The sequence below is a fragment of the Pigmentiphaga sp. NML080357 genome, from assembly GCF_002188465.1.
GTDB lineage: Bacteria > Pseudomonadota > Gammaproteobacteria > Burkholderiales > Burkholderiaceae_B > Pigmentiphaga.
Genome location: NZ_NINW01000022.1, coordinates 41,886 through 57,476, shown reverse-complemented (window position 1 = coordinate 57,476; position 15,591 = coordinate 41,886). Strand labels below are relative to the sequence as shown.

Below are 15,591 nucleotides of genomic sequence, written 5' to 3'. Positions count from 1 at the left end.
CGGTCATGGTCATCGGATCATTGGGCTTCGATACCGGCGCGCTTGACGGCTTCCGCGTAGCGGGCGGAATCGGCGCGCACCAGTTCCGCGAACGCCTGGCCGGCGCGCGGGTCGGGTTCATAGCCGCCATCGCGCAGCATCTTGGCGAACGCCGGCTGGGCGACGATGTCGCGCACGGTGGCCGCGATCGTGTCGATCGCCGCCTGCGGCGTTCCGGCCGGCGCGAACAGGCCCTGCCAGGCCGCCGGCAGCACGAAGTCGGCAACGCCCGCCTGCGCCATGGTCGGCGCATCCGGATACTCGGGCGTGCGCTGCTCGCCGGTGAAGCCCAGCGTGCGCACCTTGCCCGACTGGACATAGGGCAGCGCGATCGTGGGCGGAATGAACATGATGTCCACGTCGCCCGCCGCCACCGCGTTCAGCGCCTGCGAGGCGCTCTTGTACGGCACGTGCAGCATGCTCATGCCGGCGCGCGCGGCGAACAGCTCGCCCGCCAGGTGCAGGGTGTTGCCTATGCCGGGCGACGAATACGTGATCGGCTTGGCGGCCTTGCGGCCATAGTCCACCAGCTCGGCCACCGTGCGCACGGGCAGCGCGGGATTGACCATCAGCAGGTAGCCCGTGCCGGTCGCCACGTTCACCACCGGCACGAAGTCCTTGCCGATGTCGTAGGGCAGCTTCTTGTAGACATGGGGATTGATGACGAACGAGGTCGTCACGTGCAGCAGGGTGTAGCCGTCGGGCGCGGCCTTGGCCACGTCGGCCGCCCCGATGACGCCATTGGCGCCGGGCTTGTTGTCCACCACCACGCGGGTCCTCAGCCGCTTGTCCATCTCGGCGGCCAGTTGCCGCGCCACGGTGTCCGGCGTCCCGCCCGCCCCGAACGGGACCACCACACGGATCGGATGCGAGGGATAAGGCGCCTGCCCATGGGCCAGCGGGCCCAGCGCCATCATCGCGGCCAGGCACCACCATCGGATCGTTTTCATTGCGCCTCCTTTTTTATCGATAAAAAATATTCATTTTTTATTTTTATCGATCACAAGAGAAAAGAAGAACCACGGAGAAACCCGGATATGCTTCGCAACAGCCGCCCCCCCCCCGGCTGTGTATGATTTATCGATAAAATTCGACCTTATGCTGGAACCCGACGACTCCCTTCCCGCTGGCCGCATCGTGCCCGCCACCCTCGCCTCGCAGACCTACGAGCGTCTGCGGCGCGACATCGTGGACGCCCATTACGCGCCTGGCCAGAAGCTGGGCACCCGCCAGTTAAGCGAACGCTACGACGTCGGCCTCGCGCCGCTGCGAGAGGCGCTGACGCGGCTGTCGCGCGAGGGCCTGGTCGTACAGCACGACCGGCGCGGTTTCGCCGTGCCCAACTTCGGCGGCGCGCACCTGGAAGAGCTCTCGCGCACGCGGTCCTGGCTCAACGACATCGCCCTGCGAGCGTCCATCGACTACGCGGACCAGACCTGGGTCCAGGGACTGGTCCAGGCCTACCACCGCCTGGCGCGGCTGGACCGCTATCTGAAGGGCAAGGACGGCCTCCGCGAGAATCCCGAGTGGGAAGCCGCGCACCGGGACTTCCATACCGCCCTGATCGCCGGCTGCCGCTCGCGCTGGATGATCGACTACTGCAACCAGATGTTCGAAGCCTCCACCTACTACCGCCGCTACTCCCGCATCACGGCCGAGCATCGCAAGGGCCGCGAGAACGAACACGAAAAACTGTTCCAGGCGGCGGTGTCGCTACAGGCAGACGAAGCCGCGCGCCTCATGCGCAAGCACGTGATGGAAACCGCCCAGCGCGTGCAGGAGCGCTTGCTGACCGAGTCGGCCAGGCCAGGCCTGCGGTCCTGACACGCTTCATGGTGCAACGCGCAAGAAACGCGCGCTGGACATTGACCGCCGCCGGCCTATACTTACGCCCGTGACGCAGGGGTACTCATCGCCGGTTCGGCGTGGGTTGAGATGACACCCTCAGCACCTGTACGGATAATGCCGATGCAGGGAGCGTTTTCCGGCGGAACCTCGCGTTCCCGGCATGCGGCCCCAGGCCGCCCCCCCAGTCCGTGCACGGACGTCCCCGGGGGCCACCCGGAAAATCCCTTCCTTCGTTCGGCTCCGGAAACCTTTTTCTTGGAGCTTCCATGAACGCCAATCCCAAGTTCATCGCCGCCACGGCCCAGGTCGACCAGGCCGCCATCCAGCCGCTGCCGAAGTCGCGCAAGGTCTACGAACAGGGCTCGCGCCCCGACATCCGCGTGCCCTTCCGCGAGATCGAGCAGGCCGACACGCCCACCATGTTCGGCGGCGAAAAGAACCCGCCCATCACCGTCTACGACACCAGCGGCCCCTATACCGACCCCGACGTCAAGATCGACATCCGCTCGGGCCTGGCGCCGCTGCGCGAGAACTGGATCGCCGAACGCGGCGACACGGAACAGCTCGACGGCCCCAGCAGCGCCTACGGCCGCGAACGCCTGGCCGATCCCAAGCTGGCCGAGCTGCGCTTCAACCTGCACCGCGCCCCGCGCCGCGCCAAGGCCGGCGCCAACGTGACGCAAATGCACTACGCCCGCCGCGGCATCGTCACGCCGGAAATGGAATTCGTCGCCATCCGCGAAAACCTGCGGCGCGAGCAATACATCGAGTCCCTGCGCACGAGCGGCCCGCAGGGCCAGCGCCTGGCCGAGCTGCTGGGCCGCCAGCATCCCGGCCAGTCCTTCGGCGCTTCGATCCCGGCGCGCATCACGCCCGAGTTCGTGCGCGACGAAGTGGCCCGCGGCCGTGCGATCATTCCCGCCAACATCAACCACCCCGAAATCGAGCCGATGGCCATCGGCCGCAATTTCCTGGTGAAGATCAACGCCAACATCGGCAACTCGGCCGTCAGCTCTTCCATCGCCGAGGAAGTCGAGAAGATGACGTGGTCCATCCGCTGGGGCGGCGACACGGTCATGGACCTGTCCACCGGCAAGCACATCCACGAAACGCGCGAGTGGATCATCCGCAACTCGCCCGTGCCCATCGGCACCGTGCCCATCTACCAGGCGCTGGAGAAGGTCGACGGCAAGGCCGAGGAGCTGACCTGGGAAATCTTCCGCGACACGCTCATCGAACAAGCTGAACAGGGCGTGGACTACTTCACGATCCACGCCGGCGTGCGCCTGCCCTTCGTGCCGCTGACCGCCAAGCGCATGACGGGCATCGTCTCCCGCGGCGGCTCCATCATGGCCAAGTGGTGCCTGGCGCACCACAAGGAAAGCTTCCTGTACGAACGCTTCGAGGAAATCTGCGAGATCATGAAGGCCTACGACGTCAGCTTCTCGCTGGGCGACGGCCTGCGTCCGGGCTCGATCTACGACGCCAATGACGAAGCGCAGCTGTCCGAACTGCGCACCCTGGGCGAACTGACCCAGGTCGCCTGGAAGCACGACGTCCAGGTCATGATCGAAGGTCCCGGCCATGTGCCCATGCACATGATCAAGGAGAACATGGACCTGCAGCTCGAGCATTGCCACGAAGCGCCCTTCTACACGCTCGGCCCCCTGACCACCGACATCGCGCCCGGCTACGACCACATCACCTCGGGCATCGGCGCGGCGCAGATCGGCTGGTACGGCACGGCCATGCTCTGTTACGTCACGCCCAAGGAACACCTGGGCCTGCCCAACAAGAAGGACGTCAAGGACGGCATCATCACCTACAAGATCGCCGCCCACGCCGCCGACCTCGCCAAGGGCCATCCCGGCGCGCAGATCCGTGACAACGCGCTGTCCAAGGCGCGCTTCGAATTCCGCTGGGAAGACCAGTTCAACCTCGGCCTGGACCCGGACACCGCCAAGGACTTCCACGACGAGACCCTGCCCAAGGACTCGATGAAGGTCGCCCACTTCTGCTCGATGTGCGGACCGCACTTCTGCAGCATGAAGATCACGCAGGACGTGCGCGAATACGCGGAGCAGATCGGCGTCAGCGAGGCCGAGGCCCTGAACAAGGGAATGCAGGAGAAGGCGGTGGAGTTCGTGAAGAAGGGGGCGGAAATCTATCACCGCTCCTGAGCGGTCCAGGGCCGCTTGATACACTGGCCGGATGGCATGTGCGCCGGCCCGCTACACAGGTAGACGCTCCGGCGGGCATAGGCCGCGGCGGCGCCGGGGCGGGCCGGCTGGCGCGGCGTTGGGCCAGCCGGGTCCGGAGACGAAATCGGGGAAGCAAGGGCGAAACTGTTTGAGCGCGGCAGTAGGGACAGTCCGGGGGACTGTCCCCGCGCGAGTTTTTCGCCCGCCCCGATTTCGTCTCCGGACCCGGGAAGTCCCGGCGCAGCCGGGACCTGGACCGTCGCCGCGCCAGCCGGCCCGCCCCGGCGCCGCCGCGGCCTATGCCCGCCGCATGCGCCCCGGATGCCGCTATGAACACGCAAGCTTTCAGGATTTCATCATGACAGACACATTCACCCTTGCCGGCAAGACCTACTCCTCCCGCCTGTTGGTGGGCACCGGCAAGTACAAGGACTTCGACGAGACCAAGGCCGCCATCGACGCCAGCGGCGCCAACATCGTCACCGTGGCCATCCGCCGCACCAACATCGGCCAGAACGCCGGCGAACCGAGCCTGCTGGACTACCTGCCGCCCAGCGAATACACCATCCTGCCCAATACCGCCGGCTGCTATACCGCCGATGACGCCGTGCGCACGCTGCGGCTTGCGCGCGAACTGCTGGATGGGCATGACCTCGTGAAGCTGGAAGTGCTGGGCGACTCGCACACCCTGTTCCCGAACATGCCCGAAACCCTGAAGGCCGCGGAAACGCTGGTCAAGGACGGCTTCAAGGTCATGGTGTATTGCACCGACGACCCCATCCAGGCGCGCATGCTGGAAGAGATCGGCTGCGTCGCGGTCATGCCGCTGGCCTCGCTGATCGGCTCGGGCATGGGCATCCTGAACCCGTGGAACCTGCGGCTCATCATCGACCAGGCCAACGTGCCCATCATCGTGGATGCGGGCGTGGGCACGGCCTCGGATGCGGCGATCGCCATGGAGCTGGGCTGCGACGGCGTGCTGATGAACACCGCCATCGCCGCGGCAAAGGATCCGGTGCTGATGGCCAGCGCGATGAAGAAAGGCGTGGAAGCCGGGCGCGAGGCCTATCTGGCGGGGCGCATGCCGAAGAAGCTGTACAGCGGATCGCCCAGCTCGCCGACGACCGGGCTGATCCAGTCGTAAGGCCCGGCCCCGTCACCCCTGCCGCAGTTTGGTAATCGTCGCCCGCGGCGAGATCACGTCGGGATCGGTCTTCAGCGCCAGCAGGGCCGGCCTGCCGGCCTCCAGCGCCCGGGCGAACGCGGCGGGGAAATCGGCGGTCGCCGGGACCTGCTCGGCGTGGAGCCCATAGGCCGCCGCCAGCGCGACGAAATCGGGATTGCGCAGATCGGTGCCATGCACGCGGCCCGGATAGTGCCGCTCCTGGTGCATGCGTATGCTGCCGTACATCCCGTTGTCCACCACGATGAACACCGCATTCGCGCCGTACTGGACGGCCGTCGCCATCTCCTGCGAGTTCATCAGGAAACAGCCATCGCCGGCGAAGCAGACCGCGGGCCGGTCGGGATGGACGAGCTTGGCGGCGATGGCCGCCGGCACGCCGTAGCCCATGGTCCCGCTGGTGGGTGCGAGCTGCGTGCGCCAGCCGCGATACTGGTAGAAGCGCTGCACCCATAGCGTGTAGTTGCCGGCGCCGTTGGTGATGATGGATTCGGGCGGCAGCACCTCGCGCAGGTGGGCCATGACCTCGCCCAGGTCCACGGGCCCCGGCATGGGCGCGTGCCGCAGGTTGTCGAGGTAGTCCGCGCGGGCCTGCGCCGTCCACTCGGCCCATGCTGGCGGCGCGGATGGCGCCAGTTGCGCGGCCGCCGCGGCGAAGGAAGCCATGTCGGCGTTGATGGCGACGTCGGCGCTGTAGACACGCCCGAGTTCGCCGGCGTCCAGGTGGACGTGCGCCAGCTTCTGGCGCGGCCGGGGCACGTCCAGCAGCGCATAGCCGTTGGTGGAGGTCTCGCCCAGTCGAGGCCCGACCGCGACGAGCAGGTCGGCCTGCCCGATGCGGCCGGCCAGGCGCGGATCCATGCCCAGGCCGGCCTCGCCCACGTAGCGGTCGTTGCGGTTGTCGAAGAGGTCCTGCCGGCGGAAGGAGCAGGCCACGGGCAGGTCGAAGGCGCGCGCGAAATGCTCGATGTCCTCGCAGGCCGCGCGCGACCATCCTCCGCCGCCCAGCAGCATCAGCGGCCGGCGGGCCTCGGCCAGCAGCTCCGCCAGGCGCGCCATGTCCGGCGCCGCGGGAGCCTGTGCGATGCGCCGGTAGCGCGGGGCGTCGTCCGCCACCGCCATCTCCGCCAGCATGTCCTCGGGCAGCGCCAGCACCACCGGGCCGGGACGGCCCGAGGTCGCGACGTGGAAGGCGCGGCTGACGTATTCGGGAATGCGGCGCGCATCGTCGATCTGGTCCACCCACTTGGCCTGGGTGCCGAACATGTGGCGGAAGTCGATCTCCTGCCAGGCCTCGCGCCCCATGTCGCCGCGCGCCACCTGGCCGACGAACACGATCAGCGGCGTCGAATCCTGCCGCGCGGTATGGATGCCGATGCTGGCGTTGGTCGCACCCGGCCCGCGCGTCACGAAGCAGATGCCGGGCTCGCCGGTCAGCTTGCCATAGGCTTCGGCCATGTGCGCCGCCCCGCCCTCCTGGCGGCACACCACCAGCCGTATTGCGTCGCGCGCCTCGTACAGCGCGTCCAGCGCGGCCAGGAAACTTTCGCCCGGGACGCAGAAGGCGGTATCCACGCCGTGCGTCCGCAGCGCGTCCACCAGGATCCGGCCGCCGCTGCGTGCCTCGGATGTTCCACTCATGTCGGTTCCTTGAAGTTCGTCCGGCGCCTCAGGCCACGCCGGCGCTGCGATAGATGTGTTTGGTCTCCAGGAAATCGCCCAGTCCCTCGTAGCCGTGCAGCCGGCCCAGTCCGCTCTGGCGGTAGCCGCCGGTTTCCGCCTCGGCGAACAGGCGATTGTGGTCGTTGATCCAGACCGTGCCGTTGCGCAGGGCGCGCGCCACGCGCAGCGCGCGATCGCCGTCGGCGGTCCAGACACTGGCGGACAGCCCGTACACCGTGTGATTGGCGCGTTGCACCGCTTCGCGTTCGTCTTCGAAGGACTCCAGTACCACGAAGGGGCCGAAAATCTCCTCCTGGCAGAAAAATGCCGAGCTGTCGCGATGCGCGACCAGCGTGGGCGTGAGATAGCTGCCGCGAGCCAGCGCCCCCTGCGGCCGTCCGCCGCGCAGCAGGACTTCGTCGCATTCGTCCAGCGCCCGCCGCACCGCCTCGTCCACGGTTCGCACGGCCTGCCCGTCGATCAGCGGTCCCATGCCGGAAGCCTCGTCGGCACCGGGGCCGACCACGATGGCGGACAGGGCCTCGGCCAGGGCGTGCTTCATCTCGTCCAGGCGCGACGCGTGGACCAGCACGCGCCGCGCGGCCGTGCACTGCTGTCCGGAAATGATGGTGGCCGCCGCGGCCAATTGGCGCGCGGTCTGCGCGATATCGGCATCGGGAAAGACCAGGCAGCACGACTTGCCGCCCAGTTCCAGCGACAGCTTCTTCATCGTAGGCGCGGCCGCCGCCATGATGTGCTGGCCGACCAGGTTGGAACCGGTGAAGCTCAACACGTCCACGTCGGGCGAGGCGACCAGTTCCTTGGCCGCGTCGCTGCCGGTCTCGCACACCAGGTTCAGCACGCCGGGCGGCAGGCCGGGCACCTGCGCCAACTCTTGCAGTACGGCCGCCGTGATCTGTGCCGTCTGCTGCGCGGGCTTGACGATGGTGGTACACCCGGCCGCCAGCGCGGGCGCGAGCGCCCGGATCAGCAGCACGACCGGGGCGTTCCACGGAATGATGAGCCCCGCGACGCCCGCCGGTTCGCGCAGCGTGGCGGCGTAGGCGCCCGGCTCCACCTCCATGAAATGCCCGGGCATGTGGCGCGCCAGCCCGGCGTAGTAGCGGATCTCGGAAATGGCGCCGGCCATCTCGCCGCGCGCCTCGCGCAGCACCTTGCCGTTCTCGCGCGTCAGCAGCGCCGCGAGATCCGTACGGCGCTCGAGCCGGTCGGCCCATTGCAGCAGGACGTTCTGCCGCACGCGCGGGCTCTGAGGCCAGGGCGTCGTATCGAAGGCGCGGCGGGCGGCGGCAATGGCCGCCTGCGCCTCGGCGCGACCGCCGTCGGCCAGCGTGCCGATGGTCTCGCCCGTGGCGGGATCGATGCTGGCGGCTGCGCGGCCGTCGGCGGAAGGTTGCCAGCGCCCATCGATCAGATGGCGGGCGTCGAGCAAGTGCATGAGCAATCTCCGGAATGGGTTCGGAATTCGGAAGGCGGGCCGGGCCGCACCAGATACCTGCGATCCAGGCCGGCAACGTCGGCGCACCCCAGGAGGGCGAGATCGACGTCGATCTCGCGCTTGAGCAGGGCCAGTACGTGGGCGACGCCCGACTGTCCGCCCACGGCCAGGCCGTACATCGCGGGACGGCCGATGAAGACGAAATCGGCGCCCAGCGCCAGGGCCTTCAGGATGTCGGTGCCACGGCGAAAGCCGCTGTCGATCATGATCGACAGCCGCGGTGCCGCGGCCGCGATGGCGGGCAAGGCATCGAGCGGGGCCTGCGCGCCGTCGAGCTGCCGGCCGCCGTGATTGGAGACGATGATGCCGTCCGCGCCGATGGCCTGGGCCCGCCCGGCGTCCTCCGGGTGCAGCAGCCCCTTGATCACCAGCCGGCCACGCCAGCGGTCGCGCACCCAGGCCATGTCGTCCCATGACAGGGCGGCCCGCCCGGCGCGGTGGTCGCCCGGCGCCGCGGTGATGATGCGGTTTCCGCGGGCCGCGGAAAAATTCTCGAATCGCGGAATGCCCTGGCACAGCAACGTGCGCAGGAAGGTCTGCGCCAGCCAGCGGGGCCGGGCCAGGCCTCCGGCCACCAGGCGAGGCGTGAGCCGCAGAGGCAGGCTGAAGCCATTACGCAGCTCCACCTCGCGTGTCGAGGCGATCGGCACGTCCACCGTCACCACCAGCACCCGCACCCCGGCCCGCTCGGCACGCTGCAGCAAGGCGCCGATCAGTTCGCGATTGGATGGAACGTAGGCCTGGAACCAGCTTGCCGGCGCCTGTTCCAGCACGCGCTCCATGGGCGTGGTGGAAGCGCCGCTCAGCACGAACGGCACCTGTGCCGCCGCCGCGGCGCGCGCCAAGGCAAGGTCGCCGTCGAAGCCGCAGATGCCGGCCACGCCCATGGGCGCGATGCCGAACGGCGCGGCGTATTGCGTGCCGAACAGGCTCCTGGCCTGGGAGCGGCGCGACACGTCCCCCAGGAAGCGCGGCACGAACCGCCAGGCATCGAAAGCCTGGCGATTGCCCCGCAGCGAGCTTCCGGTTTCCGAGCCGCCCGAGACATAGCCGTACACGCTGGGGGGCAGGCGCCGCCGAGCGGCCTGTTCCAGATCGTCGGTGGACAGGATTGAAGCCAGGGTCATCGCCGTTCCTCGTGCGTCGCTAACCGACCGCGCCGGTTTCCCAGTCGACGACGGCATTGGGCACGATCTGCGCGGCGATGTCTATCTCCTCTTCGCCCGGGATCCGGACCTTGGTGAAGATGTGGCCCGCATAGGCCAGCGGCCGCGTGGCGTCCAGCCCCATCTTGGCGCCGATGCCCTGCAGGGCCGGGGGCAGGTTCTCGATGTCGTCCACGCCCACGGTGGTGGAGGGGTCTAGCACCGACCCCTGGGCGCCGCCGATCACCACCAGGTCGCGGTCGGCCTGGAAGCGCGTCGCCACGGCCCACTCGACCTGCCTGGGATCGTGCACGTCGACGTCGTCGTCCACCACGATCACCTGCTTGATGTCGTAGTGCGCTCCCAGTGCGCACAGCAGCACGTTCTTGGGCTCGCCCTCGCGGCGCTTCCTGAACTTGACGAACAGGTGGTAGCGCCCCACGCCGCCCATGCTCAGGTGCACGTCCAGCACGCCGGGAAAGCTGCGCTGCAGGTGGGACAGCAGCGTGGCCTCGCGCGGGATGGACCCGAGCAGCAGATGCTCCAGTTCGGCCGGCACGATGGTGTGGAAAATGGGCGCGCGCCGGTGCGTGATGGCGTCGACCGCGATCACCTCGCGCTTTTCCTTGGCGCTGTAGTAGCGCGGGAACTCGCCGAACGGCCCTTCCTCTTCCCGGATGCCGGGCAGCAGGCGCCCCTCGATCACGATCTCGGCGCGGGCCGGGACGCGCACGTCGTGGGTCAGGCACTTGACCACTTCGAGCGGCTCGCCGTGCAGCGCGCCGGCGATCCCGAGCTCGTCGTAGTCGATGGGCGTGATGGCCTGCGACGCCAGCAGGGTCAGCGGGTCGGCGCCGATCACCACGGCCACCGGCAATTCCAGGCCGCGCGCCTCCGCCTCCTGGTAGAACGCGTGCAGATGGCGCGGCAGCATCAGGATGGCCATGCGGTCGCGCGCGTGCACCTGGATGCGGTTGATCGAGACGTTCTGCACGCCCGTGACGGGGTTGCGCGCGATCACCATGCCGGCCGTGATGTACGGGCCGCTGTCGAACTCGCTGTGCGTGGGTATGGGCAATTGCGCCAGCAGGTCGACGTCGCGCAGCGCCACTTCCTGGCAGGGCGCCGAGGCGGCCTCGACCTCCCGCCACGGCAGCGGCGACTCGGCCGCCTTCCGGAAGGCCTCCAGCAGCCCGGCCGACTCCACGCCCAGGGCTTCCGCGATCCAGGCGCGTTGCGCCATGAAACCCGACACGACCGGCATGGCGTGGCCGCCGGGCCGCGGGAAATAGGCGGCCTTGCGGCCGTCCAGCAGCTTGGCCATGGCCGCCAGCGTGTGCTTGAGCGGCACGCCCTCGCGCAGGACCGCGAGCCTGTCCGTCTCTGCCAGGTGCGCCAGCCATTGCCGCAGATCCCGGGGCGTGTTCTTGCCTGTCATGATTCCATTTCCTCTTCAATTGCGGCGACACCCGCGCGCGACACGCGCCGGGCGCCGCTACTCCAGTGACACCTTGGCGTCGTGCACGACCTTGGACCAGCGCTGGGACTGTTCCTTGAAATAGGCCGAGAAGTCCTCCAGCGATCCGCCCAGCGGCTCCACGCCCTGGTCGGCGAAGATTTTCCTGACCTCGTCGGTGGCCAGGATCCGGTTCAGCTCCCGGTTCAGCTTGTCCAGGATCGCGGGCGGCGTCTTGGCAGGAGCGGCCAGGCCGTACCAGACCGCGACCTCGAAGCCGGGATAGCCCTGCTCGGCGATGGTGGGAAGGTCGGGCGCGAGCGGCGAGCGCTTCGCGCCAGTGATGCCCAGCGCGCGCATCTTGCCGGCGCGCACGTGGGGCAGCACGTGCGGCATGTTGTCGAACATTACGTCCACCTGCCCGCCCAGCAGGTCGGTCACCATGGGCGCGCTGCCCTTGTAGGGCACCTGAGTGAGGTCGATGCCCGCCACGCTCTTGAAGTACTCCATGGTCAGGTGGTTCGAGGTGCCGTTGCCCGCGGTGGCGTAATTGAGCTTGCCCGGACGGCGCCGGGCCTCGGCGACGAGGTCCTGCACGCTGCGGATGCTCGACGTCGCGCTGACGACCAGCAGATTGGGCGAACGCGCGCCCAGGATCACCGGCGCGAAATCCTTGACCGAATCGTAGGGCAGCTTCTTGTACAGGAACTGGTTGGCCACCAGCGGAAAGCCCACCACCACCAGCGTGTAGCCGTCGGGCTCGGCGCGGGCGCCCTGCTCGGTCCCGATGATGGTGCCCGCCCCCGGCTTGTTCTCGACGATCACCGGCTGGCGCCAGCTCTCCTGCAGCTTGCGCGCGAATACGCGGGCCATCGCGTCGTTGAAGCCGGCCGGCGTGTAGGGAACGATGATGCGTATGGGCTTGTCCGGGTAGGCGTCGGCCGTCCTGTCCGCCATGGCCGGAACGCTTGCCGCCACGGCGGCCGCGCCGGCCGCGATCTTGATCCACCTCGTAAAGTGCATGGTCTGTCTCCGTTGGTCTGATGGGTGTGTCGCTGCGTCATACGTAGGCCGGCCCTTCGATGGCCGGATGGGCGCGCAGGAAGTCTTCGTCCACCTCCACGCCCAGGCCCGGCCCCTCCAGCGGCCGGACACAACCGTCGCCGCCGATGGCGAACGGCGCGCTCGTCAATCGGTCGCGGAAGAGATTCACGCGCGACACGTCGGCCTCGAAGTACCCGCCGTTGTCCAGGGCGGCCAGCACATGCACGGACGCGGCCAGGTTGATGCCGGTCATCGACGAATGCAGGTGCACACGGAGCTTGTGGGCCGAGGCCATGGCGGCGATGCGCAAGGTCTCGGTGATGCCGCCCGCCTTGGACAGGTCGGGCTGCAGCACGGTGACCACCCCGTCGTCCACGAGCCGGTTGAACTCGTAGCGGGTGTAGTGGTTCTCGCCGGCCGCCAGCGGCACCTTCCCGAAGGTCCGGGCATGCGCGTAGCTGCGATGATCGTGCGGAGGAAAGGGCTCTTCCAGCCAACCCACGCCCAGCTCGTCCAGCCCCGGCATGACGGCACGCGCATCGTCCACGCCGTAGGCGGTATTGGCATCGGCGAGGATGGCCAGATCGGCGCCGAATGCTTCCCGCACGGCGCGCACGCGAGCCAGATCGCGCGCCACGCTATCCCCCAGCCGGAGCTTCACCGCACGGTACCCCGCTTCGACGTGGCGGCGCGCCTCCTCCACCAGCGCGGAAGGGTCCTGCCAGCCCAGCGCCACGCCGCCGGCGTAGGCGGGCACCGCGCGCGGGCCACCGCCCAGCAGCCGGTACAACGGCCATCCCACGGCCTTCCCGCGGATGTCCCACAGCGCCATGTCGATGCCGCTCATGGCCATCGCGCAGGCGGCGCCCAGGCCATGGCTGGCGAGCTGGCGCATGTAGATGTGGTGCCAGGTTCCGTTCACGTCGGCCGCGTCCCGCCCCACCACGAATGGCCGCAATGCGCTGTTCACGAGATGGGCGATGGTGGTGTGGGCGCGTCCGTGATGCGACTCCCCATATCCCGCCAGCCCGCATTCGGTCGTCACCTTGACCACGACGGCATCGCGCTTGATCACCCGCCCCACGCCCAGCGTCACACTGCTGGCGGCCGGAACCGGAAACGACGTGGCGTAGGCCTGCACATCGCGCACGATCAGCGGTGCTGCGGCTGGGCGGGAGGATACGGTTCGGTTCATTGCGGCACGATTCCCGCCTGGCGGACCACCTGCTTCCAGAGGTCCATCTGGCTCGCGATGAAGGACCGGAACGCATCCGGGGTTCCGCCATCGGGCACGACGCCTTGCTGCCGGAATACCTTGCGCACGTCTTCCATGGCCAGGATGGCGTCGATCTGCGCGTTGAGCTTGTCGACCACGGGGCGGGGCGTGCCGGCCGGCACGACGAATCCGTGCCAGGACGACACTTCGTAGCCGGGCACGCCGGCCTCGGAAACGGTGGGCAGCTCGGGCATGAGCTCCGACCGCCTGGCATCGGCGATGGCAAGCGGTCTTACCTTGCCGGACTGGATGAAAGGCAGCACGTGGGGAAAGGCATCGAAGGCCAGGCCGACCTGGCCACCGGCCAGGTCCGTCAAGAGCGGTGTGCTTCCCTTGTACGGCACCGACGTCATCTTCACGCCTGTCATGCCGGCGAAACGCTCCATCGCGAGGTGATTGGAAGAGCCGTCACCCGATGTGCCGTAGTTCAGGCTGCCCGGCCTGGCGCGCGCCGCGGCCAGCACGTCGGCCACGGAACGTAGCCGGGACTCGGTGTTCACCACCAGCAGCATGGGCGAGCGCCCGGCCAGGATCACCGGCGTGAAATCCTTCGCCGTGTCGTAGGGCAGGCGCTTGTACAGCCACGGGTTGGCGGCGAATGGAAACTGCACGACCAGCAAGGTGTAGCCGTCGGCCGGCGCGCGGGCCACGGCCGCCGAACCGATCTGCGTGCCCGCGCCCGGCTTGTTCTCGACAATGACAGGCTGTCCCCAGGCTTCATGCAGCTTGGCCGCGACCAGCCGTCCCAGGGTGTCGTTGAAGCCGCCGGTCGGATAGGGCACCACGATGCGCAGAGGCTTGGAGGGAAAGGCGTCGGCCGCCGAGGCGGCGATCCCGGTCAGGGGCAGGCCGGCTCCGATCAGGATGGCAAGGGCACGCCGGCGCAATGGGGAACGGGTCATGTCGCGTCTCCACTTCTCTTTCTTGTGGAGCGAAAGTCTAAGAGCGCGATATGATCAATTCAATTAATATTTAATTATCATCTATATCATTTTTACTGAATATAAAAGTGGGCCCCGGCTATTCTTGTCAAGAAAAAATCACCTAACATTCCGGTGAATACGATCACTTGAATCCGATCATCCATTCATGCCTTTTTATGAATTCCATCAGAAAATGTGATGGCATATTCAGGCCCTGAACCGTCGCCATCCACGCTTGCGAGGACCCCTGCATGGAATTCCGGCAAATCCAATACTTCATCTGCCTGTTCGAGGAAGGCACGGTCACCAAGGCCGCGCGCCGGCTCAACATCGTCCAGCCCGCGCTCAGCATGCAGATATCCAAGCTCGAGCAAGAGGTCGGACAGCGACTGTTCGAACGCAGCCCGCAGGGCATGCTGCCCACCGCCACGGCGCGTCACATGTACCGGCTGTTCCTGCCCATCATGCGCGACTTCTCGCAAGCGCGGGACGAAGTGCTGTGCAACGACGGGGAAATCGCGGGCCACGTCAACATCGGCCTGATTGCCTCGATCACAGAAGGCGTGCTGGCCGAGACCATGACGACTTTCTCGGCCCGCCATCCCAAGGTCTCGGTCACCGTGGCCGACGGCTACAGCGCCACGCTCAGCGACTGGGTGGCGGGCGGACAGATCGACGCCGCCATCATCAACAAGCCGCGGCGGCCGCTGGCGCTGAGCGTGGATCACATCGTGGACGAGGAACTGGTGCTGATCACCAGCACCCGGCATGCGGGCAACCTCCCCGCGCGGCTCACCCTGGGCCAGATCGCCTCGCAGAACCTGTCGCTGGTGTTGACCACGCGGCGCCACGGCCTGCGCCACATCATCGACAGTTTCGCCCAGCACGACAACGTCGAGCTGGCTCCCTCGCTGGAAGTCGATTCCCTGGTGACGGTGGTCAAGCTGGTCGAACAGAACCAGTTGGCGACGATCCTTCCCCGCATCGCCGTGCACGACCGGCTCCGGGCAGGCATCCTGCAGGCACACGCCATCGTCTCGCCGCGGCTGATACGGCAGGTGGTGTCGGTGGTCCATCCACGCCGTCCGTTGAATCCGGCGGCGGCGGCCTTCATGGCGATGCTGACCCGGCAGATCCGGTTGCGGGCGCAGGAACAGGCGCCCGGGGCGTCACCACCGGTCTGAGCGGCAGCATCTGCTGCTTCGGCAGATGCTGCAGGAACCGCATGTGCTGGCGGTTCCAGCTGGACGGCGTGCCTTGCGGCCATAAAGAAGATCCCAAGTTTGGGAATACTT

The 15,591-nt window shown here is 67.9% G+C and carries 12 protein-coding genes and 1 riboswitch; of the genes, 4 read left to right on the top strand and 8 right to left on the bottom strand.

Annotation, left to right across the window (positions count from 1 at the left end; all coding sequences use genetic code 11):
- Positions 1 to 17: 17 nt before the first annotated feature.
- Entirely contained in the window at positions 18 to 989 is a 972-nt protein-coding gene (locus tag CDO44_RS05920; protein WP_087779399.1) for a tripartite tricarboxylate transporter substrate binding protein, read from the bottom strand.
- Positions 990 to 1,137: 148 nt separating this feature from the next.
- On the opposite strand from CDO44_RS05920, the gene CDO44_RS05915 reads away from it, so the two are divergent.
- The 3 genes from CDO44_RS05915 to CDO44_RS05905 all read left to right on the top strand — a co-directional run bounded on the left by CDO44_RS05915 (position 1,138) and on the right by CDO44_RS05905 (position 5,232).
- Positions 1,138 to 1,863, top strand: a complete 726-nt coding sequence (locus CDO44_RS05915; RefSeq protein ID WP_087779398.1) for a GntR family transcriptional regulator — start codon at positions 1,138 to 1,140, stop codon at positions 1,861 to 1,863.
- A gap of 67 nt (positions 1,864 to 1,930) precedes the next feature.
- Positions 1,931 to 2,033, top strand: a riboswitch (TPP riboswitch).
- A 120-nt stretch (positions 2,034 to 2,153) separates the two neighbouring features.
- Positions 2,154 to 4,067 carry a phosphomethylpyrimidine synthase ThiC gene (gene thiC, locus CDO44_RS05910; RefSeq protein ID WP_087779397.1) on the top strand — a complete coding sequence of 638 codons (1,914 nt, stop codon included), beginning with the start codon at positions 2,154 to 2,156 and terminating at the stop codon, positions 4,065 to 4,067.
- A gap of 379 nt (positions 4,068 to 4,446) precedes the next feature.
- Positions 4,447 to 5,232, top strand: a complete 786-nt coding sequence (locus CDO44_RS05905) for a thiazole synthase (protein ID WP_087779396.1) — start codon at positions 4,447 to 4,449, stop codon at positions 5,230 to 5,232.
- A 12-nt stretch (positions 5,233 to 5,244) separates the two neighbouring features.
- Here CDO44_RS05905 and CDO44_RS05900 read toward each other — a convergent pair whose 3' ends face one another.
- The 7 genes from CDO44_RS05900 to CDO44_RS05870 are packed head-to-tail and all read right to left on the bottom strand — an operon-like array spanning position 5,245 to position 14,275.
- Entirely contained in the window at positions 5,245 to 6,912 is a 1,668-nt protein-coding gene (locus CDO44_RS05900; protein WP_087779395.1) for a thiamine pyrophosphate-binding protein, read from the bottom strand.
- Positions 6,913 to 6,940: 28 nt separating this feature from the next.
- Positions 6,941 to 8,392 carry an aldehyde dehydrogenase family protein gene (locus tag CDO44_RS05895; protein WP_087779394.1) on the bottom strand — a complete coding sequence of 484 codons (1,452 nt, stop codon included), beginning with the start codon at positions 8,390 to 8,392 and terminating at the stop codon, positions 6,941 to 6,943.
- A complete protein-coding gene (locus tag CDO44_RS05890; protein ID WP_087779393.1) occupies positions 8,365 to 9,579 on the bottom strand; it encodes an alpha-hydroxy acid oxidase in 1,215 nt (404 codons plus the stop codon). Before CDO44_RS05890 ends, CDO44_RS05895 begins: the two co-directional genes overlap by 28 nt.
- Before the next feature lie 19 nt (positions 9,580 to 9,598).
- Positions 9,599 to 11,035, bottom strand: a complete 1,437-nt coding sequence (locus tag CDO44_RS05885) for a UbiD family decarboxylase (protein WP_087779392.1) — start codon at positions 11,033 to 11,035, stop codon at positions 9,599 to 9,601.
- A gap of 57 nt (positions 11,036 to 11,092) precedes the next feature.
- Complete coding sequence (locus tag CDO44_RS05880) at positions 11,093 to 12,076, bottom strand: tripartite tricarboxylate transporter substrate binding protein (RefSeq protein WP_087779391.1); 984 nt, start codon at positions 12,074 to 12,076, stop codon at positions 11,093 to 11,095.
- A gap of 37 nt (positions 12,077 to 12,113) precedes the next feature.
- A complete protein-coding gene (locus CDO44_RS05875) occupies positions 12,114 to 13,292 on the bottom strand; it encodes a mandelate racemase/muconate lactonizing enzyme family protein (protein WP_198951308.1) in 1,179 nt (392 codons plus the stop codon).
- Positions 13,289 to 14,275 carry a tripartite tricarboxylate transporter substrate binding protein gene (locus CDO44_RS05870; protein ID WP_087779390.1) on the bottom strand — a complete coding sequence of 329 codons (987 nt, stop codon included), beginning with the start codon at positions 14,273 to 14,275 and terminating at the stop codon, positions 13,289 to 13,291. The genes CDO44_RS05875 and CDO44_RS05870 overlap by 4 nt, the downstream gene beginning before the upstream one ends.
- Positions 14,276 to 14,547: 272 nt before the next feature.
- Between CDO44_RS05870 and CDO44_RS05865 the strand changes: the two genes are divergently transcribed.
- Complete coding sequence (locus tag CDO44_RS05865) at positions 14,548 to 15,480, top strand: LysR family transcriptional regulator (protein WP_087779389.1); 933 nt, start codon at positions 14,548 to 14,550, stop codon at positions 15,478 to 15,480.
- The last annotated feature ends 111 nt before the right edge of the window (positions 15,481 to 15,591 follow it).